Source organism: Haloarcula sp. DT43 (genome assembly GCF_037078405.1).
GTDB classification, from domain to species: Archaea; Halobacteriota; Halobacteria; order Halobacteriales; family Haloarculaceae; genus Haloarcula; species Haloarcula brevis.
This window is the reverse complement of sequence record NZ_JAYMGZ010000001.1, coordinates 1,045,107-1,066,462: the sequence shown is the minus strand read 5'-3', so window position 1 is coordinate 1,066,462 and position 21,356 is coordinate 1,045,107. Positions and strand designations below refer to the sequence as shown.

At 67.7% G+C, this 21,356-nt stretch carries 28 protein-coding genes; 13 read left to right on the top strand and 15 right to left on the bottom strand.

The features are described 5' to 3' along the window. Nucleotides 1-5: 5 nt before the first annotated feature. The 3 genes from VI123_RS05755 to VI123_RS05745 are packed head-to-tail and all read right to left on the bottom strand — an operon-like array spanning nucleotide 6 to nucleotide 1,121. Nucleotides 6-197, bottom strand: coding sequence for a hypothetical protein (locus VI123_RS05755; protein WP_336337083.1), 192 nt, complete (start codon nucleotides 195-197; stop codon nucleotides 6-8). Next, the gene (locus VI123_RS05750) at nucleotides 194-595 is read right to left on the bottom strand and encodes a Rieske (2Fe-2S) protein (RefSeq protein ID WP_336337082.1); all 402 of its coding nucleotides are present in this window, start codon (nucleotides 593-595) and stop codon (nucleotides 194-196) included. The genes VI123_RS05755 and VI123_RS05750 overlap by 4 nt, the downstream gene beginning before the upstream one ends. Nucleotides 596-644: 49 nt before the next feature. After that, nucleotides 645-1,121 carry a hypothetical protein gene (locus VI123_RS05745; protein ID WP_336337081.1) on the bottom strand — a complete coding sequence of 159 codons (477 nt, stop codon included), beginning with the start codon at nucleotides 1,119-1,121 and terminating at the stop codon, nucleotides 645-647. Nucleotides 1,122-1,259: 138 nt separating this feature from the next. Here VI123_RS05745 and VI123_RS05740 point away from each other — a divergent pair, with 138 nt between their 5' ends. After that, a complete protein-coding gene (locus tag VI123_RS05740) occupies nucleotides 1,260-1,982 on the top strand; it encodes a phosphoglycerol geranylgeranyltransferase (RefSeq protein ID WP_336337080.1) in 723 nt (240 codons plus the stop codon). Between the two features lie 313 nt (nucleotides 1,983-2,295). After that, complete coding sequence (gene aspS, locus VI123_RS05735; protein WP_336337079.1) at nucleotides 2,296-3,600, top strand: aspartate--tRNA(Asn) ligase; 1,305 nt, start codon at nucleotides 2,296-2,298, stop codon at nucleotides 3,598-3,600. Between the two features lie 146 nt (nucleotides 3,601-3,746). Here the strand turns inward: aspS and VI123_RS05730 are convergent, their stop codons facing one another. The 8 genes from VI123_RS05730 to VI123_RS05695 form a co-directional block, all read right to left on the bottom strand. After that, nucleotides 3,747-3,935 carry a hypothetical protein gene (locus tag VI123_RS05730; RefSeq protein ID WP_336337078.1) on the bottom strand — a complete coding sequence of 63 codons (189 nt, stop codon included), beginning with the start codon at nucleotides 3,933-3,935 and terminating at the stop codon, nucleotides 3,747-3,749. A 189-nt stretch (nucleotides 3,936-4,124) separates the two neighbouring features. Next, the gene (gene hop / locus VI123_RS05725; RefSeq protein WP_336337077.1) at nucleotides 4,125-4,955 is read right to left on the bottom strand and encodes a halorhodopsin; all 831 of its coding nucleotides are present in this window, start codon (nucleotides 4,953-4,955) and stop codon (nucleotides 4,125-4,127) included. A gap of 147 nt (nucleotides 4,956-5,102) precedes the next feature. Beyond that, nucleotides 5,103-5,861 carry an aldo/keto reductase gene (locus VI123_RS05720; RefSeq protein WP_336337076.1) on the bottom strand — a complete coding sequence of 253 codons (759 nt, stop codon included), beginning with the start codon at nucleotides 5,859-5,861 and terminating at the stop codon, nucleotides 5,103-5,105. A gap of 70 nt (nucleotides 5,862-5,931) precedes the next feature. Beyond that, nucleotides 5,932-6,339: a DUF7344 domain-containing protein gene (locus tag VI123_RS05715; RefSeq protein ID WP_336337075.1), complete on the bottom strand. Its 408-nt coding sequence runs from the start codon at nucleotides 6,337-6,339 to the stop codon at nucleotides 5,932-5,934. A 105-nt stretch (nucleotides 6,340-6,444) separates the two neighbouring features. Then, nucleotides 6,445-9,186, bottom strand: a complete 2,742-nt coding sequence (locus tag VI123_RS05710) for a PAS domain-containing protein (protein WP_336337074.1) — start codon at nucleotides 9,184-9,186, stop codon at nucleotides 6,445-6,447. Nucleotides 9,187-9,329: 143 nt separating this feature from the next. Next, entirely contained in the window at nucleotides 9,330-9,575 is a 246-nt protein-coding gene (locus tag VI123_RS05705) for a KEOPS complex subunit Pcc1 (protein ID WP_336337073.1), read from the bottom strand. Nucleotides 9,576-9,676: 101 nt separating this feature from the next. Next, entirely contained in the window at nucleotides 9,677-9,811 is a 135-nt protein-coding gene (locus VI123_RS05700; RefSeq protein WP_162316872.1) for a DNA-directed RNA polymerase subunit P, read from the bottom strand. A gap of 26 nt (nucleotides 9,812-9,837) precedes the next feature. After that, on the bottom strand, nucleotides 9,838-10,146 hold the full coding sequence (locus VI123_RS05695; RefSeq protein WP_004591489.1) for a 50S ribosomal protein L37ae: 309 nt from the start codon (nucleotides 10,144-10,146) through the stop codon (nucleotides 9,838-9,840). A 107-nt stretch (nucleotides 10,147-10,253) separates the two neighbouring features. Here VI123_RS05695 and VI123_RS05690 point away from each other — a divergent pair, with 107 nt between their 5' ends. Both VI123_RS05690 and VI123_RS05685 read left to right on the top strand, forming a co-directional pair. Beyond that, a complete protein-coding gene (locus VI123_RS05690) occupies nucleotides 10,254-10,478 on the top strand; it encodes a hypothetical protein (RefSeq protein ID WP_336337072.1) in 225 nt (74 codons plus the stop codon). Between the two features lie 109 nt (nucleotides 10,479-10,587). Beyond that, nucleotides 10,588-11,232, top strand: a complete 645-nt coding sequence (locus tag VI123_RS05685) for a hypothetical protein (RefSeq protein ID WP_336337071.1) — start codon at nucleotides 10,588-10,590, stop codon at nucleotides 11,230-11,232. Nucleotide 11,233: 1 nt separating this feature from the next. On the opposite strand, the gene VI123_RS05680 is transcribed toward VI123_RS05685, so the two are convergent. Both VI123_RS05680 and VI123_RS05675 read right to left on the bottom strand, forming a co-directional pair. After that, on the bottom strand, nucleotides 11,234-11,962 hold the full coding sequence (locus VI123_RS05680) for a DUF2103 domain-containing protein (RefSeq protein WP_336337070.1): 729 nt from the start codon (nucleotides 11,960-11,962) through the stop codon (nucleotides 11,234-11,236). Nucleotides 11,963-12,021: 59 nt separating this feature from the next. Continuing rightward, on the bottom strand, nucleotides 12,022-12,858 hold the full coding sequence (locus VI123_RS05675; protein WP_336337069.1) for a pantoate kinase: 837 nt from the start codon (nucleotides 12,856-12,858) through the stop codon (nucleotides 12,022-12,024). Between the two features lie 158 nt (nucleotides 12,859-13,016). Between VI123_RS05675 and VI123_RS05670 the strand changes: the two genes are divergently transcribed. From VI123_RS05670 to VI123_RS05655, 4 genes are all read left to right on the top strand, one after another. Beyond that, nucleotides 13,017-13,319, top strand: coding sequence for a UPF0175 family protein (locus VI123_RS05670; RefSeq protein ID WP_336337068.1), 303 nt, complete (start codon nucleotides 13,017-13,019; stop codon nucleotides 13,317-13,319). Continuing rightward, entirely contained in the window at nucleotides 13,316-13,825 is a 510-nt protein-coding gene (locus VI123_RS05665; protein ID WP_336337067.1) for a hypothetical protein, read from the top strand. Before VI123_RS05670 ends, VI123_RS05665 begins: the two co-directional genes overlap by 4 nt. Before the next feature lie 130 nt (nucleotides 13,826-13,955). Further along, complete coding sequence (locus tag VI123_RS05660; protein ID WP_336337066.1) at nucleotides 13,956-14,345, top strand: prefoldin subunit beta; 390 nt, start codon at nucleotides 13,956-13,958, stop codon at nucleotides 14,343-14,345. A 3-nt stretch (nucleotides 14,346-14,348) separates the two neighbouring features. Continuing rightward, nucleotides 14,349-14,585 carry a DUF3194 domain-containing protein gene (locus VI123_RS05655; protein WP_310895493.1) on the top strand — a complete coding sequence of 79 codons (237 nt, stop codon included), beginning with the start codon at nucleotides 14,349-14,351 and terminating at the stop codon, nucleotides 14,583-14,585. Nucleotides 14,586-14,632: 47 nt separating this feature from the next. Here VI123_RS05655 and VI123_RS05650 read toward each other — a convergent pair whose 3' ends face one another. Both VI123_RS05650 and VI123_RS05645 read right to left on the bottom strand, forming a co-directional pair. Continuing rightward, the gene (locus VI123_RS05650; protein ID WP_336337065.1) at nucleotides 14,633-14,959 is read right to left on the bottom strand and encodes a hypothetical protein; all 327 of its coding nucleotides are present in this window, start codon (nucleotides 14,957-14,959) and stop codon (nucleotides 14,633-14,635) included. A gap of 77 nt (nucleotides 14,960-15,036) precedes the next feature. Further along, nucleotides 15,037-15,528, bottom strand: coding sequence for a hypothetical protein (locus VI123_RS05645; RefSeq protein ID WP_336337064.1), 492 nt, complete (start codon nucleotides 15,526-15,528; stop codon nucleotides 15,037-15,039). Nucleotides 15,529-15,832: 304 nt separating this feature from the next. On the opposite strand from VI123_RS05645, the gene VI123_RS05640 reads away from it, so the two are divergent. The 5 genes from VI123_RS05640 (at nucleotide 15,833) to VI123_RS05620 (ending at nucleotide 21,317) form a co-directional block, all read left to right on the top strand. Next, nucleotides 15,833-16,300 (top strand): bifunctional nuclease family protein, encoded by a 468-nt coding sequence (locus tag VI123_RS05640; protein ID WP_336337063.1) that lies wholly within the window; start codon nucleotides 15,833-15,835, stop codon nucleotides 16,298-16,300. Nucleotides 16,301-16,343: 43 nt separating this feature from the next. Then, entirely contained in the window at nucleotides 16,344-17,006 is a 663-nt protein-coding gene (locus VI123_RS05635) for an HAD family hydrolase (RefSeq protein WP_336337062.1), read from the top strand. Between the two features lie 90 nt (nucleotides 17,007-17,096). Further along, nucleotides 17,097-19,550: a bacterio-opsin activator domain-containing protein gene (locus VI123_RS05630; RefSeq protein ID WP_336337061.1), complete on the top strand. Its 2,454-nt coding sequence runs from the start codon at nucleotides 17,097-17,099 to the stop codon at nucleotides 19,548-19,550. Nucleotides 19,551-19,648: 98 nt separating this feature from the next. Further along, a complete protein-coding gene (locus VI123_RS05625; RefSeq protein ID WP_336337060.1) occupies nucleotides 19,649-19,948 on the top strand; it encodes a HalOD1 output domain-containing protein in 300 nt (99 codons plus the stop codon). A 400-nt stretch (nucleotides 19,949-20,348) separates the two neighbouring features. Continuing rightward, nucleotides 20,349-21,317: a terpene synthase family protein gene (locus VI123_RS05620; RefSeq protein WP_336337059.1), complete on the top strand. Its 969-nt coding sequence runs from the start codon at nucleotides 20,349-20,351 to the stop codon at nucleotides 21,315-21,317. The last annotated feature ends 39 nt before the right edge of the window (nucleotides 21,318-21,356 follow it).

Sequence of the window (21,356 nt, the reverse complement as noted above, 5' to 3'; positions counted from 1 at the left end):
CGCACTCAGTCGGCGACGAAGGTCACGCCGTCACAGACCGGACACTCGACGGCCTCGGCGTTGTCGGCCGTGACCGCGTCGACCGCGCCGTAGACGACCGCGTGTGCTACCGGGTCGGGAATCTGGCGCTCACAGAGCGGGCACTCGACGACGCCGGCCCGCAGCCGGTCCCGGTCGATGCTGTGGCCGCCGGTCACAGCTGGAGGTGGGACGTGGAACTCGGGCCGTCGTCGTCGTCGATGCCGCCCTCGTGGGCGAAGGCGTAGTCGTCGTCGGTGAGGAACACGTCGCCGTGGGTCTCCGATATCTCGACGCCGGGGAGCGTCGTCCCCGCGGCCTCGCCGTTGTCACAGCCGCCGTCACAGGCGTCGAACAGGGAGCCGTGCCGGGGGCAGATGAGCTGCTCGTCCCGCATCGGGACGCCCCGACCGGTGTCGAACCGCTGTGCCTCGTGTGTACACTGGTTCACCCACGCCTCGACGCCGTCCTCGCAGGGGACGAGGACGACTTCTTCGAGGTCGCCGTAAGGGTCTTGGGCGGTGAACAGCCACGACCCGTCCTCGTGGACCGTCTCGACTGTCGTAAGTCGCTGCACGGCCACACGTTCGGGGGCCGGCCGCTTCAGCGTTACCGTCCGACGGGGGTTACTCGCCGGTCTCCGCTGCGATGAGCCGGACCAGCGCCGTGACGAACACTTCGAACAGTCGCCAGACCACCACGCAACTGACCACGAGCACGCCGAGGACGACGGCGACCAGCCAGAGGAGGAGGCCGAACTGCAACTCGGTGAGCAGTCCCACTCCCAGTCCGACGACGAACCCGCCGACGAAGAGGCCGCCGGCGCTCTGGAGACAGCGGCGCTGCCAGCGGTCGAACGCCAGCGTGTCCTCGGCCCCGAGCAGCGACGGCAGGGCGATGCCGAGTCCGGCCCCGCCCAGAGCGAGGACGAACAGGACGCTGCCGAACAGGTACGAGAGCCCGCGGACGAAGCCGGTCCCGGACGGCGGCGCGGTCGGCATCGTCGAGAGAGAGTACAGCACTGCGACCGTCACGACGACGCCGGTGAGAACGAGCACGGCCCGAATGCCGGCGACGACGTACCGGTGCGTGTCCGCTGTCATCGTCTGACGATTGTAACATAGCCATCATAAATCTTCGGAGACGTACATATCCGAAGCGACACCGACGGGACTGCCGGCGCGGCCCCTGTCATCGGTGTATCCGAAGCGGTTATACGGCCACGCGCAAGTCTGGCAGGTATGAGCGACTGGGCGGACTGGGACCACATCGTGAAGATAGACCCCGACAAGACGCTGGTCGACGGAGAGACCTACGAGGACGTCGCGGCGACGGGGACCGACGCCATCGAAGTCGGGGGGACGACCGGCATGACAGAAGAGAAGATGAAGCGGGTCGTCGACGCCTGCGGCAAGTACGACATCCCCGTCTACATCGAGCCGTCGAACCCTGCCTCCGTCGTCCACAGCGACCGCCACGACGGCTACCTCATCCCCGTCGTGATGAACGCCGGCGACGTGACGTGGATTACCGGCGCACACAAGGAGTGGATACGCATCGACGACGAAATCGACTGGTCCCGGACCTTCACCGAGGCCTACATCGTCATGAACCCCGACGCCTCCGTGGCCGCCTACACGCAGGCCAACTGCGACTTGGACGCCGACGAGGTCGCCGCCTACGCCGAGGCCGCCGAACACCTGCTCGGCCAGGAAATCGTCTACGTCGAGTACTCCGGCATGCTCGGCGACACGGAGAAGGTCGCCGCCGCGGCCGACATCCTCGACGACGCCACGCTGTTCTACGGCGGCGGTATCCACGACTACGAGTCCGCCCGCACGATGGCCGCCCACGCCGACACCATCGTCGTCGGCGACCTCGTCCACGACGAGGGTGTCGACGCGGTCCGGGAGACCGTCGAGGGCGCGAGAGACGCGCAGGCGGCCGCCACCGCGGACCGCTGAGTCGTTCCCCAGGTCGTCCGTTTCGAAGCCGGTGTCCGGGTTTTCTCGACGCTGAGCGAAGCGAAGAGTCACGCTCCTGCGCTGCGGTTCGCGTTGGTCACCGCATCGCTCTCGAGGGTCGGCCACTCGCTCTCCTCGCTGCTCACGGCTCACTCCGTTCACCGTTCGCCGTGCCGAGGTCGGTCCCTCCGGTCACGACCTCGCTGCTCGCGTGTCGCTATCGCTCCCGCTCGCACTGACGAGGGTTCTGGCTTTGCTCGCACCCTCGCTTCGAAAGACTGTCCTTAAGTTACGCCCACAAGAACCAACACCCATGGAAAACCGCACCTACACGGCGGACGCAGCGCCGGGTGACACGGTCACCGTCGCCGGCTGGGTCCACGAAATCCGAGACCTCGGTGGAATCGCATTCCTCATTCTCCGGGACACCACCGGGAAGATACAGGTCAAGTTCGAGAAAGACGAGATGGACGACGACCTCGTCGAGACCGGTCTCGGCGTCCAGCGGGAGTCGGTCATCTCGGTGACCGGCGCCGTCGAGGAGGAACCCCGCGCCCCGACCGGCGTCGAGGTCACGCCCGAGAGCGTCGACGTCATCTCCGAGGCCGACCCCGAACTCCCGCTCGACCCCTCCGGGAAGGTCGACGCCGAACTCCCGACGCGCCTCGACAACCGGACGCTGGACCTCCGCAAGGACGAGGTCAAGGCCATCTTCGAGATTCGCGCCGAGGTCCTGCGGTCGGTCCGCGAGGCCTTCCGCGAGCTCGACTGTACGGAGATTAACACGCCGAAAATCGTCGCCACGGGGACCGAGGGCGGCACCGAGCTGTTCCCCATCACGTACTTCGGCCGCGAGGCGTTCATGAACCAGAGCCCCCAACTGTTCAAGCAGCTGATGGTCGGCTCCGGCCTGGAGCGGGTCTTCGAAATCGGCCCGATTTTCCGCGCCGAGGAGCACAACACGCCCCGCCACCTCAACGAGGCGACCTCCATCGACTTCGAGTCGGCCTTCTACGACCACACCGAGGCGATGGACGCCTGCGAACACGTCGTCAAGTCTGCCTACGAGGGCGTCGCCGAGAACTGCGCCGAGGAGCTGGAAGCGCTCGGCCTCGAAGACGAGTTCGAGGCTCCCGAGGGCGACTTCCCGCGGCTCACCTACGAGGAGGCGCTGGACAAAATCAACGCCACGGGCGAGCTCGACGAGCCGCTCGTGTGGGGCGACGACCTCTCGACGGAGGCCGAGCACGTCCTCGGCCAGGAGGTCGGCGAGCACTACTTCATCACCGACTGGCCCAGCGAAATCAAGCCGTTCTACATCAAGGACCACGACGACGACGCGGAGGTCTCGACCGGCTTCGACATGATGCACCCCTCGATGGAACTGGTCTCGGGCGGCCAGCGTGAACACCGCTTCGACCACCTCGTCGAAGGGTTCGAACAGCAGGGCCTGGACCCGGAGGCCTTCGAATACTACACCAAGATGTTCAAGTACGGCATGCCGCCCCACGCCGGCTGGGGCCTCGGCGGCGAGCGCCTCATCATGACGATGCTCGGGCTGGAGAACATCCGGGAAGCGGTCATCTTCCCGCGCGACCGGCAGCGGCTGAGCCCGTAGGAAGCGAGGTTCTGGCTGCAGGCTCAGACCCTCGGTGACGCGAGCGGACTGTCCCACAGCGGTGCGCTATCGCCAGGTCTGGCACAGCAGCGGTGGACAGCCGCAGGGTTACATCGTGTCGGACCGACTCGGTAACGGGAGGACGACTAGTTCTGTTCGTTCGCCGCCGCCTGTTTCAGAATCTGTGGGGTGACTACAACTTCGAGCATGGCGATGCCAAGGGCGACATATCGTATCGTTCCATCGAGCAAGAGGAACGCAATAGCCGCGATGACCGTGGCGCTGACCAGTGGGATGCCGTAGCGAACAATCGGGTTTTCGAAAGGGGAGGGCATACGAACTAGCCAATCGAGCGGCGTGCCATATTCGTTACTGACTGCGGTGGCTTCGGAACAACTAATCGAGCGTCGAGCAGGTTCGGCTACAACAGCCACCAGCCGGCGTTCGTGGCCGTCACGAGTAGAACTGAGCGAGCGCGGCTGGGAGAGACATATGGCGAGGATACCGCGGACGGTTCGCGTCTCTCAGTCGTCCGACGGCACAGCGCCGCTGGAGCCGACGCTCGCACCGGCGTTCGAGACGGCGTCTTCGTTGGCGGCCACCCAGCGCAGGAGCAGGAACGCGAAGACGTACTTGGCGAGGATGTCCAGCCCGGAGTAACCCCACGAGGTCACGCCGACGCTCAGGAGGGCCACCCCCTCCGAGCCTAGCGCCCACAGAATCGGGTAGCCGAGCCACAGCACGACGGTCAGGAGCTTGAGCGTCCCGAATATCTCGGCCGTCGCCGCGGCCTGTGCGTCGGCCGGCCACTCGACGAGCAGGATGTACAGCACCACCAGGAAGAACGCACAGCTGATGCCGTAGAACACCCAGCGCAGCAGGTGCGAAGAGGTAATCAGCGCGGCCGCGAGCCCGGTCACGCACATCCCGACGTCCATCGTGATGGCGGTAAACAGCGACGCGATGTCGGCGTCGGCGAGCAACCCCAGCGCCAGGAGTATCATCGGCGTCGAGAACGTCCAGGTCAGGTACCGACCCCACGGGGAGAGGACCTCCTGGCCGGCGAGGGCGTGGCCCGGCGGCATTTCGAGGACGCCGACCGTCAGCCCAGAGGCCAGGCCAGCATAGCTCGAAATCGAGACCAGCGGGACCAGTAGGGTTGCGACCCAGATGAGTTTCGCGCGGGAGGACTCGACCCCTCGGCCCATGAACACGAACAGCAGCACCGCGACCCCGGCGAGGGCGATGTTCACCCACAGCGACGAGTTCAGGAGGACACTCGACTGTATCTCCTGAAACACCTCGGACTGTGAGGCCTGGAGTACTGTCGTTGCAGTGTGACTGGCAGCTGTCATGTACGGCGACTACGGACAGGGCACGTAAAGCCGCGTAGCCAAACGGTATCGGTATCACTACCCGGGTCAGAAGGTGCGCCCGGCCCGGACGGCGTGAAACCGCTGTACGAAGCCGGCATCCCGGACTGGCCGGGAGCGGCGGAGCGGTCACTCCGGGAACAGTTCTTCTTCGCGCTCGATGGCCTCGATGCGGGCTCTCTCGGCGTCGGTCAACTGGAGGTCGGCGGCGGCGAGGTTGGCGCTGAGATGGGATTGCGAGGACGCCTTCGGAATCGTGACGACGTTGTCGTAGCTCGTCACCCAGGCGATGCTGACGGCGGCCGGCGACGTGTCGTGCCGGTCGGCGATGTCAACGATAGTCGGGTCCTCGAACACGCCCCCGCCGGCCAGCGGCGAGTACGCGACCAGCGGGTAGCCGTGCTCACGGGCGTCGGCGAGCAGCGACTCGCGCCAGTACAGCGGGTGGAACTCGACCTGGTGGGCGGCGACGTCGACGTGCTCGCGCGCCGCCGCGAGCTGTTCGGGCTCGAAGTTCGAGAGGCCGACGTGGTCGGTCAACCCCGCCTCGCGGACGGCCTCGACAGCGGGCAGCGTCGTCTCGGGGTCGTAGTCGCCGCGGGGACGGTGGACGTACAGGAGGTCGACGGCGTCGAGGCCGAGCCGGTCGAGGCTCGTTTCCGTCGCCGGGCGGACGGCGGTCGCTCCGAGCGCGTCGGTCCAGAGCTTCGTCGCGACGGTCAGGTCGTCGCGGTCGGCGGCAGCAGCGGCGATGCCCGCGCCCACGACGGCCTCGTTGTCGTATATCTGCGCGGTGTCGAGGTGCCGGTAGCCACAGTCGATGGCCGTCCGAACGACGGCCGCGTCCTCGATGCCCATCGTGCCGAGCCCGACCGGTGGGAGGTCCATGTGCCGGGTTTGGACCGCCGCGAGAAAGGGGTACCGCTCCGGCCGTCCCCCCAGCCGCGCCCGTCGTCTGTCAGAAGTCGGTTCGCCGCGTGACCGCCCGTGCGTGGTCGAGCCACTTTTCGACGGTGGGCGATCCCCAGTATTTGACTGCGCCGCTTCGCTCGTCGTAGTCGATGACACCGATTCGGTGCAGCACCGGGAGGTGCTCCTCTCGGAGCTGTGTCCGGATAGTCGACGGCGACGTGTCCGACGCCCCGACCGTGCCCGCGTCCCCCCGGTCGGAGAGCACCGTCGCGAGCGCCTCGACGTCGGCGGCTGTCCGGTCACCAGTCACGAAGTAGTGACAGACGGCGCGCCGTCGCCAGTCCGACAGCACCTCGAACACGTCGTCGACATCCGCCGTGGACAGCGTCCTGTCCGCCGGCGTCATCCCACACCACCGGTCGCTCCGCGGCCCGCCATTCCCTTGATTGCTCATTGGTGGGAACAGAATTAACCGCGGCAAAGGACATCAACGCTGTACCTAGGGTGGCTAGGCGTCCCCGAAACGCCGGCCGCCGGCTCGGGCCGGCACGTCGGTGCCCTACTGGAAATCGAAGACGGCCTCGACGAGGTTCCGCTGTGCCCGTCGGAGGTGCTGGTGGAGCGTCGGCGACGCGATGCCGAGCGCCTCCGCGAGTTGCTCCGCGTCGGTGTCCCGAGGCCAGGCGTAGTAGCCCGTCAGAAACGCCGTCCGGAGCACCTCCTGCTGGCGGTCCGTCAGGTTCTCGCTCGGGTCCGTGTCGGCGGCGACCGCGTCGCGGGCCCGCTCGCACTCCCGCTTTGCCGTCAGCGTGAGGTCCGGCACCAGCGTGGTGAGCGTCTCCCGTATCGTCCGCGAGTCGGCGTCCGGCGGGGCCTCGATGGTTATCGAGAGCGTCCCGCCGTCGGCGACGACTGTCCGGCGACAGGCACCGACATCCAGCAGGAGCGACTGAATGGTTTCCGGGACCCGCAGTTCGATGGTGCCACCGTCGTCGTCCGCTCGGACGACCCGCGAGTCGACGACCGCCGCGCGCGAGCCGAGTCGCTCCGCGACTGCGGCGGCCGGCCCACCGTCCACGGAGAGGTACAGGAGGTGGTTCGACCCGATATCGACCGACTCGACGACCTCGACCCGGCAGTTGTACGCGTTCGACACCGAGACGAGGGGCGTCTCGGGGTTCCGGGACTCGAAGGTCAGTTCGAGGACCCTGTCGCGGGTGAGCAGCCGCCGGTTCTGGACGGCCGTGAACGCGAAGCCAATCATCTCGCCGAGGACGGCGAAGCTCTCGACGACACGGCTGGTGAACGCGTCCGGCTCGGCAGCGCAGACACAGAGGATGCCGTGGACGACGTCGCCGTGAACCAGGGGGACAGCCGCGACAGACTCGGCCCCGTCCGCGGCCGGCGTGGCGTCGCCGGAGGACGCGGCAGCCCCGCTCTCGGCCGTCGCCGTCTGTGGCGTCCCCGTTCGGAGCGCCGTTTCGCCGGGTCCCGGGTCCGCCCAGTCAGTGGCGACGTCGACGCGGTCGTCGGCCCCGGCGACCGTCTCCGGGACGAGGCCGTCGCTGGCTCCGGTCCGCTCGCCGATCCAGGCCAGGCTCCAGAGCTCGGAGTCGACGATGCGCTCACACACCGTCTCCGCGATTTCGTCCCGGGACGCTGTCGTCCCGAGCGCGTGGATGAGGTCCTGAATCAGGACGTTGACCCGGTCGAGGGTCACCAGTTCGTCGCGCTGTCGTTCGACCTCGTTCTGGCGTCGCCGCTCCTCGGTGATGTCCTGGTGGATTCCGACCGCACGGACCGCCTCGCCGTCGTCGGTCCGCTCGAACACCTTCCCGATGTCCCGAATCCACCGCCAGTCCCCGTCTTTCGTCCGCATCCGGAACTCGCACTGGTACAGCTCGGTTTCGCCGGTCTTCAGGTCCTTGAGGGCCTGTTCCGCCCTGTCGATGTCGTCCGGATGGACGAGGTCCGCCCACGTCTCGTACCGCGGCTCCAGTTCGTCGGTGGTGTAGCCGAGCATCCCGGTCCAGCGCTCGTCGAAGGTAACCTCGTTGGTCTTGGGGTTCCAGTCCCAGACGCCGAGCTCCGCGCCTTCGAGCGCGAAGTGCAGCCGCTCGGTCAGTTCCTGGTACTCCCGCTCGCGGTGCTTTCGCTCCGTGACGTCCCGGGCGACGCCGACGAGCCCGTCGTAGTTGCCGACGTCGTCGTGAATCAGCGTGTAGTTGATAGACAGCTCCCGCTCGGTGCCGTCCTTCCGGCGGAACGTCAGGTCGACGGTCGTACTCGTTTCGGCGGGCGACTCCAGCAGCCGTTCGACGGTCGCCTGCCCCTTCGAGAGCTCCCCCGGGACGAGGACCGCCGAGGCGTGTTCGCCGCGCAGTTCGGCCGGGTCGTATCCCAGCGTCGCCGCGAACGACTCGTTACAGAAGTCGATGACGCCGCGTTCGTCCAGCGTGTAGAGCCCGTCCTGTGCCTGGTCGACGAGGAGGTCCAGCAGCGCCGTCCGAGCGTCACGCCGGGCGGTCTCGGTGACGTCCCGGAGCAGGACGAGCGTGAGCCCGCCCGCGGCGTCGGGCAGTTCGTACCCGTGCCGGAGGAGGTACTGGTCGTGGTCGTCGCCGGGGAGCCTGACGGTGACCGGCTCCGTCGGGGCGTCCCGGAGCCGCTGTACCTGCCGGCGGCCACAGGGCGTGTCAGGCACTGCCGTGGCCATGGCGTCGTAGAGACGGTCGACCCGGCGAGTGTCGTCCATGCCGGCGACGAAGGCCGACACCGCCGCGTTCGACCAGCGCACCTCACCGTCGGACCCCAGCAGGACGGCGATTTCGTCCGCTCCGGCACGCGATTCGATGCCCGAGAGCGACTCCCGCAGCGCGGACTCGGTCCTGTCGGCCGACGCCGACACGACGCTGACGACCTTCTCCGCGAGAAACGTCGACTGTTCGCCACGCTGTTTCTTGACGACAGTCGCCGCGTCGTCGACGACAGCGTCGTCGCCGTCGGTGTAGACGACGACGGGATAGCGGTCGTTCGACACCAGCGCGGCCGGGATATCGTCCAGGCCGGCCGGGTCGAGGGCGAGACAGGCCACCTCCGTCGACGCGACCGCCTCCAGCGCGGCCGTCGTCGTCGCCACGGTCGTCACCGTCGCGTCGGCGCTGTGGTCCGACAGTGCCGTGCGTACCCGCTGTCGCGCCGCCGGGTCGGTGTCGAGATACACGACTTCGAACTCACGACCGGTAGCGTCGGCGTGGCCCCCTCCCGCGAACGCGATGTCGTCGAGGTCGTTCCCAATCATCACCCTAGTGTGCTGTTCAACCACTTTACCGAGAGGTAATAATTGTTCGGCAGGGTCACGACAGCGACCGCGCCAGTTCGGCAGGTGCGGCCGTGTCTCCGCCCGTGGCGTCGAAACCGCGGTGGGTCCACAGCGAACAGCCGTTAGCTTCCCGCGACGGTCTCCGCGACGCCGCGCAGCGTCAGCCACGTGTTGATGCCGGCCCGAAGCGCCACGAGGTCGGTGGCCTCGACGGTGAGTTCGACCCGCCGTCCGTCACGGTCGAGGCTGGCGGTCGTCCGGTCGCCCTCGATGTCGTCGATTTCGGGGCGGACGCTGCGCTCGACTGCGCGGGCACGGGCGGCGCTGTCGTACTCGGCGGTGAGGCGGGTCCGGTGTGGCGCAGTCATGCTGGTCGTGTGCTGTGTCGTGGTCGTCGAAAAAGCCGTCGTCGCCGCGGTGCGACCGGTCACGCCACCGACAGTCCGGAGACCGCCGGCGACGGGCCGTCTCAGTTGACGTCGATTTCCTTGACGTCGGGGGACCGCTCTTTCAGCAGGACGCGGTGTCCGCAGTACGGGCAGCGAACGCCGCCGTACTCGTCCAGCGTCACGTCGCGCTTACAGCGTGAACACTTGTAGCTCATAGCTGAGAGATAGGGGTGGAGGTCCTTTACTCCTCGTCTTCGGACAGCGCGGCCCGAATGGAGCGTCGGACGGTCTTGCCGCCGGGCGTCTCCGGCTTGTAGCTGCCGCCGGTGAACTTGTAGTCGCAGTAGCTGCACTGCCAGATGCCCGTGCCCTGGCGGTCGACGCGGTCCTCACCGCAGTTCGGGCAGGCGTGGTCCTCGTTCATCTCCGATTCGATTTCCGCGACGCGGCGTCGGGACACGCGACCGTAGCGAGCGCCGAAACGGCCCGAGCTCCCGGTCTTTCCGCTCTTGCTAGCCATAGTGGTCTGTTGTCCGCCGAGCGGCCACATAAGGCCTTCGAGATGCGGTTCCGCCGCGACCGTCGGCCGCCCCGCCGCCGACGAACCGGTGTGCGGCCACAGAGCCTAACAGGCTCCGTCGTCAACCCCCGGCCGACATGGACGAGCTACTCGACGTCGTCGACCTCGTCGCGGACTCCGGATTCGAGGGTATCGTCACGTGGCTGGTGCGACTCGTCGGTCTCGTCGCGCTGCTGGCCGGGCTCGTGCTGTGGCTGTTCACCGAGATGGGACTGCTCGTCGTGCCAGCGGTGCTGATATTCGTCGGCCTCGTCTTGCTCGTCGCGCCCAGCATCCTCCTGCTGGCCGCGGAGCTATCGTAACAGTCGAAACGAGGTCCGCACCGACCGCAGTGGTCGGGTGTGTCTCGGTTTTCACCGGCCACTGTAGCAGAGGAACCACTCAAGGGGGAGGCGGGCGAACCGCCGGTCGATGGCAGCGTTCGACGGCCTCCGCAGTCGTCTCCAGCGGGTCGCACCGGCCACGAGCGGGCGGCTCACGCCCTCCGCGTTCCTCCTTTCGGGGGCGGCGGCCGGGCTGGTCGGCTGGGGCGGCACGCAGGTGATTACGTGGTCGAACGCCGCCGACGGCGCGCTGTTGGCGGCGGGGCTGTGGGGCGTCCTGCTCGGCGGCTTCGTCGGCCTGGCCGTCCTGCACGCGCCCGACTCGGTCCGCTTCTCCGACGCGATGCTGGCCTGGGGGACGGTCAACGCCGCGGCGACGGCGCTGACGGTCGGCGGGCTCCTCGGCATCGTCCCCGAGCGGCTGGCGTTCTGGTACGCGTGGGTCGCAGCGACGGCGGTCGGCTACTGCTGGACCGGGGGCGTGCTGGAGGGAGCCGGCCAGCCCGTCCGCGGCCGCGGCTACCTCGGCGCGGGCGTCGTCGGCCTCGGCCTGCTTGCCGTCGGGGCCGTGGCGTTCCCGCTGGTCGCACCGGCCGGCTACCTCGCGCTCGCCGTGCTCCACGCGACCCCCCTGATTCTCGACGTGCGGACGGCAGTGCCGGCGTTTGGCCGGACCGCGGTCGTCGGAGTCGCGGTCGCCGGCGTCCTCGTCGTCGGCACCGCCGTGCCGTGACTCAGTCCTGTAGCTCCGCCTCGCGGAGCGCCTCGTTCAGGTCGGCCCGGACGTGTTCGCCGAGTTCGCGGTCGCCGGCCGTCGTGACGACGCGGTTCTCCTGGACGCTGGAGCCGTCGCGGATGAGCACCCGGACGTTCCCGTTGTCGTCGGCGCGGGTCGCCTTCGCCCGGACGCCCGTCGGCGAACTCGCGCCGCCGGCGTCGATGGGGCCGGGGATGACCTTCTTGACGTGGGGGTGGCCGGCGACGGTCTGGATGACTCGCTGGCCCGACCGGCCGCCGATGAGCGTCGAGTGGCTTCCGCCGAGTTTCTCCGCCGGCGCGGCGTCGACGACTTCGAGTGCGGGTTCGCCCTGGCGGTCGATGACTCGCTGGACCGGGTCCTCGCCCTCGACGCGGAAGAACTCGTAGTGCAACTGGGGCCGGACGGCGGCGATGACGTCGCGGTCGCCCGTGACGTACACCTCCTCGGGCCGCTTGCGCCGGACTTCGTCGGCGACGAGGCCGGCGAAGTTCCGCAGTTCGACGACGACGGCCTCGTCGCTGCCCTCGCCCTCCGGCGTCGTCGTCACCGTCCGCTGACCGACGACAGACCCGTCGAAGAGCGCGGTCACCGTCGCCCGCTCGCGGTCGAGTTCGAGGACGACGGCGTCCGTGTTAGCAGTGTGACAGACCAGGCAGTAGTCGCCCGGTCGGTCCAGTGGCGTGGCACACTGCCGACAGTCCATAGCTGTGGCTACGGGTCCGCGCTGATAAGGGGGACGGTTCGCGGGCTCTCCGACGGTCGTCACTCTTCGTCTTCGACTGTCGCGCCGGGCGGGTAGACGGCGGCGACGCTGGCGTCGTAGCCCGCGTCGGAGAGGCCGGTCCCGAGCGCGAACACCGTCTCGCCGAGCATCGCCATCGCGGCGTCCCCGCCGGCTCCGGCCACGTCGTCGATGACCGCCTTGACCGCCGGCGTCAGCAGGTCCGCCTCGCGGGAGAACCGGCGGGCGGCCTGCATGAACGCCGACAGCGTCGGCGTTTTCACCACGTCCGAGAGCGCGCGCTCGCCGGCAGCCGTCAGCGGCTCCGTGTCGCCGCCGACCACTTCCTCGGTCGATAGCTCGCCCAGGGTGACGTACTCGACGCGGCTGCGGGCCGGAATCGCGTCGATGTAGTTGTACTCCGGGCCGCCCGGTTCGAGTCGGAGCGGCACGCCGCCGCGGGCCTGTCCCACCACGTCGCCCAGCCCGGACCCGGCTTGGACCTCCGCGCCGTGGGCGATGGTCACCAGTTCGTTGTACGAGAGCCCGTGGCCGAAGGCGGCGTTGGCCGCCAGTGCGGTGCCAAGCGCCAGCGCGCCCGAGACGCCGAATCCGGACCCCAGCGGGAGCGGCGTCTCGGCGGTGACGGTCGCCGTCGTTCGCAACGCGTCCAGCACCCGCTCGACGGCCTCGACCTGAATCCCCTCGCCGTTCAGCGTTACCTCCGTCTCCGCGCCGCGGGCGACGGTGACGGAAACGCCGTCAGACAGCGCCAGCCCGCCGCCGCGGGACCCGGTCTCGACCGGGTCCTCGCCCCGGTCGACCGTGAAGAAACCGGTGATGTGGCCGGGAACGAACGCGTGTGCTTCGTCGCTCATTGGCTCCCCGTGGGCCCCGGCGGCGTTAATGGTTGGTGGTCGCCCCGCCGGACTACCACGGGGTCGACGGCCGCCACGTCCCGGACCTTCAGGCCAGCCGACAGACGCTTTGTCGACCCGTAGTTTGATGTGCGTTTACGGCGGATGACTGTGCAAACATGCCGACAATCAGCGCTCGCCTCCCCGCCGAAGAGAAGGAAGAACTCGACGACGTGGCCGAACTGCTCTCGGAGGACCGCTCGACGACGATTCGGAAGGCGCTCCGGGAGGGGCTGGAGACGCTCCGGCTTCGGGTCGCCGTCGAACAGTACCAGTCCGGCGACGTGTCGGCGGCCGAGGCGGCACAGCTCGCGGACCTCTCCATCGCGGAGTGGCTCGACGTGGCCCGGGAGCGAAACCTCACGACGCAGCTCGAACTGTCCGACCTGGAGCTCGACGCCGACACGGCCGCCGAGCTATGACCCGCATCTACGTCGGGCCGACGGCGCTGTACTCGCTGGGCCAGGTCGGCGAACTGTCGCTTTTGGACGCGTTCGACGGCGACATCGTCATCCCGGAGCCGGTCATCGACGAGGTCCGGGTCGAACCGACCGCGACGAACCTGGCCGAGTACCGCGAGAGCGGCGTCGACACCGCCGTCGACGAGGACCGCATCGACCAGGCCGAGGCGCTGCTGGGCGAGAAAGACCTCGGGGCCGCCGTGACGGTGCTCGCTGGCGTGCTGGCCCACCGCGACAGCGAGGACCGGTCCGCCGTGGCCGTCGTCTCCGAAGACCGCACCGTCCGCCGGATGGCCCAGGGACTCGGCGCGGAGGTGACGAGCAGTTTCGGCGTCGTGGTCCGGGCCGCCATCGAGGACAAGTACCTCAAACCGACCCAGGCAAAGCGTATCGTCCGGCGCATCGACCAGCACGGAACGCACCTGACCGGGGAGTTGCGGGAGCGGGCAGTCGGTGAGGTCGCCTGACTGCGCTATCAGGGCAGCAGTGACTGTCTCAAGCGGTTTTCGGCAAAACGGCTGGACTGTCGGTCGCGTCCCGTCCCGCTGCTGGAGCTGAAAGCGTGGGTTTAACAGTGCGGCCCCCAACTCTGGAGGTATGCAGGGTAATCTTCCGCCTGAAGCACAGGAGAAGCTCGAGGAACTGCAGGACCTCCAGCAGACAGCACAGCAGGTCGCCGCACAGAAACAGCAGGCCGAGACGGAGCTCCAGGAGTCCCAGACGGCCCTAGACGAACTCGACGACATCGACGAGGACGCGACCATGTACCGCGAGGTCGGCGAGCTCCTCGTGAAGACGGAGTTCGACGAGGCCAAGGACGACCTCGAAGAGAAGGTCAACAGCCTCGAAGTCCGCGTCGAGACCCTCGAAAAGCAGGAAGAGCGCGTCCAGGAGCAGTTCGAGGACCTCCAGGGCGAGCTCCAGCAGATGCTCGGCGGCGCGGGCGGCGCGGGTCCGGCCGGTGGCCCCGGCGCTGGCGGCGCGTAAGGGATGCCGACGGACGATGAGGTCGTCGAGACAGCCTCGACCGCGGCCGAAGACGTTGTCTTCTCCCGATACGACGTCGGCGCGGTCGAAGACCTCGACGTGACTGTCACCTTCGAGGACGGCGTGCTCGACGTGGACGTGTACGTCAACGCGCCCGACAGTCGGCAGGACGAGGCACGGGTCGCGGACGACGCCGCGCTCGCCGCGCGGGCCGCCGTCGACGACCTGTTCGAGGAGTAGACACCCGCACGGCGAGCGGGCAATCGGGTTTTACTGCGCTGTCGGGCTCAGTCGCGGCTGTCGAGGGCCGGGTCACCGGTCCGGTCGCTGGCGAACCCGGTTCGGAACGCAATCCAGCCGAGCACCGAGACGAACAGTATCGGCGGGAGGATCATGAACCCCCACAGCGGGTCCAGCCCCCAGCCGAGCAACAGGGCCAGGTCGAACAGCCCGATAGCGAGGAACGGCGCGACGAACAGGAGCGCCCGCTTCCGGTTCATCCCGTCGGACTCGTCCGACGCCGACGAGCCCTCGTCGCCCGCGAGCAGGTCCGCCGTCGTGCGGTCCCCGGTTCCGTCGTCGGCGCGGACGCCGGACTCGGCGGTGTCATCCATACCCCTCACTCGGGGTTCAGCAAGCAAAAAAACCGCGCTTGGTCTGTCACGGGTGGAGCGCCGGCAGGTCAGGGGGATTACGCGTCGTTGTCGTCGTCCGCGCCGTCAGTAGACTGTTCTTGGTCCGCGTCGTCGCTGTCGCTCTCAGCGTCGTCGGACTGGTCGTCAGCGTTCTCGGGCGGCGATTCGGTCTCGTCACCGGGGGTCAGGTCGCTTATCTGTGCGCCCAGGTCGCCCGTGAGGTCGCCGGCCAGTTTCTGCCCGACGAGCGTGTGAATCTCGCTGACGAAGTCGGGGACCTGTCCGGGGAGGTCCGACGGCGGGCCGCGCTGGTCGGCCGACGCGCCGGCGTCGGCGGGCGGGCCGCGGCGGTCAGCCGCTTCGGCAGCGCCGCCAGCTTCGGTCCCGTCCGCGTTCGCTGTCTCGTTCGCCGCCTGTTCGGCGTTGTCCGCCTGTGCGTCGTCCGCGTGGTCGTCGGCCTGTGCGCCTGCTGCGCCGGGCAGTGCCGCCGCCGAGCCCGTGATGACGAGCACGGCGAGCAGGCCGCCGGCAATCGTAGTGAGTTTCATCGTGTCGTTGCCTCCGCTCGTCTCTCTGGCCCGATGGCATAAGAAGGGGGCAAGCGGAAAAGGCGAATTAACTCGGATTTGCCCGATTTGAACGGTCTATCGGCCGATTTAATTCGGTTTAATCCGGCTTCGCCGGGCGCGTACCTGCCCTCAAGTCAGGGCTGGCCGACCGGCGGGGACGGCTGGCGCGCGCGTCGAGGTCGGGCCACGAACAGGTGAGTCGGGGCCGGGCACACGAGCGGGTGCAGGCCCTCGAAACCACCGCCGGGGTAGCTTTTCATACCCGCGAACCCAACACTGGGCCATGGAACACGATGCCACGGTCGAAGGGGTCGGCGTCGGTGTCAGCGAGGAGGGGAGCGGCACGCCGGTCGTCCTGCTCCGTGCGCGCGAGGAAATCGTCCCCATCTTCGTCAGCAAGGACCAGGCCCAGTCGATGCAACTGGCGATGGCCGGCGAGCCCTTCGAGCGCCCGCTCACCCACGACCTGGTGGTCGAGATGGTGACGGAGTTCGGGGCCGCCATCGACCGGGTCCGCATCGACGACCTAGCCGACGGGACCTTCTACGGGAAGATAGACGCGGAGCAGTACACCGACGACCGGCGCAAGGACATGGTGTTCGACGCGCGCCCCTCCGACGCCATCGCGATTGCCCTCCGGGTGGAGTGTCCGGTCGTCGTCACGGACGAAGTCCTCGACGAGGCCGGGCGACCGCCCGAGCAGTTCGACCAGGAAGGGGGCCGGGGCGGGAGCGGGGACTTCGGCCTGTAAACACGCGAAACCTTTCTGCGTGTGTCCGCCCTCTGGATGGGTGATGGGGTACGAATCGGTCATCTTCGACAACGACGGCGTGTTGCTGACGCTGACAGACATGGACGCACACTACGTCGGCGCGCGCCGGGCCTTCGAGGAACTCGGCGTGGTTTCGCCGGCGACAGCCCACGTCGAGGCGATGAGCATCGGCGTCACGGTGCCCGAACTCACCGACATCTGTACCCAGTACGACATCGACCCCGAGCGGTTCTTCCGGGCCCGCGACGAGGCGCTGACCGCGGTCCAGCGGTCGCTCATCCGTGCCGGCGGGAAGCGACCCTACGGCGACGTGTCCGCCCTCGACCGACTCGACTGCCCGCTGGGCGTGGTCTCGTCGAACCAGCGCGACACCGTCGCCTTCGCCTTCGAGCACTTCGACATCGGGCACTACTTCGACAGCGTTTGGGCCCGCGAGCCGACGGTCGAGAGCCTCCGCCGGAAGAAGCCGCGGCCGTACTACATCGAGCGGGCGATGGCGGACCTCGGCGTCAGCGACGCCCTGTTCGTCGGCGACAACGAATCCGACGTCGAAGCGGCACACCGGGCCGGCATCGACGCGGCGTTCATCCGCCGGCCACACCGGGTCGACGCCCGACTCGACGTGACTCCGGACTACGACGTGTCCGGCCTGGAAGACGTCGTCCGCGTCGCTCGGAGCGACTGAGCCGTATCCGGACCCAACGGACACGCAGGCATCGGATTCTGGTACGTATACTGAAAGCAACCTTTCCCATGGCAAGTGCCGTGAAACGGTATGGAGAACCCGGTCGGTGGAACGGACGAGAACGAACAGGCGGCACGCGATACACCGGCACAGCAATCTCCCCCTGTGCTGTTGGAGACGCTCGCCGCGCGAATGCCCGAGCCAGTGGTCGTCACCGCCACGGACGGGGAGATACGGACCGGGAACGACCACCTCTGTGCCCTCCTCGATTCGGACCCGGAGGACGTCTTCGGGAGCCAACTGGACGAGCTCTTCCCGGGGTTGAGCGACGTGGACCTCGGGGCCCACTGCAGTCAGTCGCCGGGAATGCCGCTGACGTCGCCGTGTTCCGCCGGCGACACGGAGCGGTGGGTCGAAATCGCCTTCGAGCCCCAGCAGTGGGACGGTGAGGAGCTGTACTTGGGCATCGTTCACGACGTGACCGAGCGCCACGAGCGCACGGAGATGCTCGAACAGTACGAGCGCATCGTCGAGACCATCGAGGACGGCATCTACACGCTCGACGAGTCGTTCACGATGCAGACGGTCAACAGCGCCGTCGAGTCGATGACCGGCTACGACAAGGACACGCTGGTCGGGTCGAACGCGACGCTACTCGCGGACGAATCGGTCATCGAGGAGGCCGCGGAGATGTCGCGGCAGTTCATCGAGGGCGAGCGCGACGTGGGGACGCTGACGACGGACCTCCGGACCGCCGACGGCGACACGCTCCCGATAGAGACCAAGTTCACCACGTACGACCGCAATGACGGGAGCTACCGGCAGGTCGGCGTCGTGCGTGACATCTCCGACCGGAAGCGGTTCGAGGAGACGCTGGCGGCGTTACACGAGTCGACCAGGAAGCTGCTCCACACGGAGACCAAGACGGCCGTGGCCGAGCAGATACTCGAGACGGCCGTCGACGTGCTGGAACTCCCCGACGTGGAAATCTACCTGTTCGACCGGAGCGACAACACCCTTCGCAGCGTCGGCGACGCCGGGCCGGACCGGAGCGGGGCCATCGGGCCGGGCGGGAGCACGGTCTGGGAGGTGTTCGTCCGGGACAGCGCCGTCGAGGCCGCGCCCGGCGAGCGTCTCGACCTCGGGGCGGGACCGGTCACGACGGACGCGGAGCGCCTCTGTCTCCCGCTCGAGGACCACGGCGTGTTCTACATCGAACTGGGTGAGCAACACGGCGACGCCAGGACCCGCGAGATGGTCGACCTGCTCGCCGCCAGCGCGGAGGCCGCGCTCGCGCGGGTCGACCGCGAGACGACGCTGCGCGAGCGCGAGGCCGAGCGGCGCGAACAGAACCGCGAACTGCGCCGGCTCAAGCAGGTCAACGCCATCATCCGCCGGATAGACCAGGTGCTCGTCGAGGCCGAGACCTGCGAGGAAATCGAGCAGGCCGTGTGTGACCAGCTGGCCGAGTCCCAGTGGTTCGCCTTCGCCTGGCTGGGCAGACAGGACGCGACGGAACTCGTCCCGAGAGCGTGGGCGGGCGACACCGCTAGCTACCTCGACGCCGTCTCGCTGTCGCTGGAGCGCGATGGCGGGCCGCCGGCCGTCCAGACCGCTCAGTCGGAGACGATGACCGTGGTGCCGTCGGTGGCCGACAACCTCCGTGGCGAGCACTGGCGGACGGAGGCGCTCTCCCGCGAGTTCCAGTCGGCGCTCAGCGTCCCGCTGGAATACGACGACTTCGTTTACGGCGTCCTGACGGTGTACGCCGGGGAGGAGGACGGCTTCGACGAGATGCTCCAGGAGGTGTTCTCCGAGCTCGGCGAGACTATCGCGAACGCGATTCGAGAGGTCGAGTCCAGACAGCGCCGGGCCGGGGACGGCACCGTCGAACTCGAACTGTCGCTGTCGGCTCCCCAGTCGTTCCTGACCCTCCTCTCGAACCGGCTCGGCGTCCCAGTCGTCTGTGAGGGGGCCGTGCGTCGGGGCGACGGCGCGATTCGCCTCTTCCTCGCTATCTCGGACTGTGACCCGGACGCCGTCGAGCAGCAACTGGAGGCGATGGCGCGGGTCGACGCGATGCGGGCGATTTCGGCCGACGAGCTGGACGGCCTCTACGAGGTCGTCGTGACCGGCCGGACCGTCGCGGAGACGCTCCTGGAACAGGGCGGCCGGTTGAAGTCGCTCCGAACGTCGGCGGGCGGCCTCACCGTCACTGTCGCCGTCTCGGGCGAGACCGACGTTCGGCAGTTCGTCGAACGGCTGGGCGAGCGCTACGCGAACGTGGACCTGGTCGCGCGCCGCGACGACACGCAGTCTGACGGGCACCACGACGGAACCGTCCGGTCGGCGCTTGAGGAGCAACTCACCGACAGACAGCTCGAAGTACTCCAGACGGCGTATCTGAGCGGCTTCTTCGACTGGCCACGGGAGACGACCGGCCAGGAAATCGCGTCCAGCCTGGACGTGTCACAGCCGACGGTCAACCGACACCTCCGGGTCAGCGAGCGGAAACTGCTCGAACTCGTGTTCGGCGACAGCTGAGCCGTCGCTATACTGTTAGTGGCCTGCCCGGCCGGCCGTATCTGTATAGCCACAATCACCTTTTCAGTAGGGGCGGTAGGGACAGACAGCGACGAACCATGTCCCAGGCAAAACTGGTCTACAGACCGTCACCGAACGAACCGCTGAGCGAGACCATCGTCCACGCCGTGGCCGACACGCTGGGTGTCGACCCCGTCGACCTCGACGACCGAATCAGCGACTGCATTGACCCGGACGCGCTGGACAGACTGTTCCGTCCCGAGACGGACGACAATCCATCTCCCGACGGCCTGGTCGTGTTCAACATGGCCGGCTGTCGCATCGAAGTCGAGGGGAGCCGGTCGGTGCTGGTGACGCCGTCCCGTGACGTCTCCGTCGCCACTGGCCTCGAAGCGTAACGCGGTCCGACTGCGGCTGTTCTACCGGCACTTCATACCCTGACCAGTCAGGGTACCGTCCCCCAGGACGCTAGTAGTATCGTCCTAATTTCCTTTTCTATGGAGGTGACTCCCGGAATTTTCAGTAGGCAAATACTTATTTTGTGGTAGTAACTGAAAAACTGGTACGTAATCTGGAGTAAAGCCGGGTAAGCGAGTCGTTAACAGTATACTACCCGCAGCCGACGCGTCAGTACCACTATAAGCGCGACTTCGCCTTTCGATTGTATGGACCGCGGCAAACAACCGAGCGAACCCGGCCCGCAGGGCACGAGCAACGATGCAGCAGCCGTCCAACGGCGGACAGTAGTAGCCGACAAACGTCAGTTAGTCAGTACTTATCGTCCGGAGGGTGAGTCCGATGAGTGTTGAGTCCCCCACGGCCGATGCCGAGGACCTCCTCGAAGAGGTCCGGACGACCAGCCTGCCCGACGAGGTCGCGGAGCTGGCCGACGAGTACGAGCGGGTCTGTGGCGAGCGCGACCGGTTCCTCTGGCAGTGGATTTACTCGCTGTTCCCCGAGTTCACGCTCTCCTCCGTCCACCCGGCCCACGCCGACCACGTCCGGAAACAGAAGACCATACTCACGATGTACGTCACCATCCTGGACGACATCGTTGAGAACGACGGCGACCGGGATACCTTCGAGGAGGCCCGGCGACTCGTCCAGGACCCGTCGGCCATGGACCCGAGCCGTGCGGCGGTAAGCGAGGAGTACTTCGCCTTCATCGAGCGCGTGTGGCGGGAGTTCGAGGGCGGCCTGACCGACGCGCCGCGCGTCGACGAGTTCTACGACGTGTTCACCTACGACATGCGACAGACGCTGAACGCGATGGACTACAGCGCCGTCGTCAACGAGAACCCCCGGATTGCGAACCTCAGCGGGGCCGAAACGTACGGGGCGCACAACATGGTAATGTTTCCCTACGCGGCTGTCGACCTCATGTACTCGCCGGATTTCGAACTCGCCGACTACGGCACAGTCCGGGACCTCATCTGGGACCTCCAGGAGATGGCCCGCATCGGCAACTGGCTCACGACCTGGGAGCGGGAAGTCAAGGAAGGCGACTACACCGCCGGCATCGTCGTGCTGGCGCTTCAGGAGGGACTCGTCACGCCGGACGAGCTGGAAGACCCCGACGGGAAGGCGGAACTCATTGACCGAATCAAAGCCGAGCAGTTCGAGTCCCGGTTCCGGGACCGGTGGGCCGACATCTACCAGTCCGTGCGCGACCGCGAGTTCGACACGGAGAGCGTGGACCTCGACGCGCTGGTCAGGGGTATGGAGACGGTGTTCCAGTACCACGAGGCCAGCCGCGGCCACAAGTAACGACTGGGCACAGCCCCGGGGAGTCTGTTCTGCGTAAAT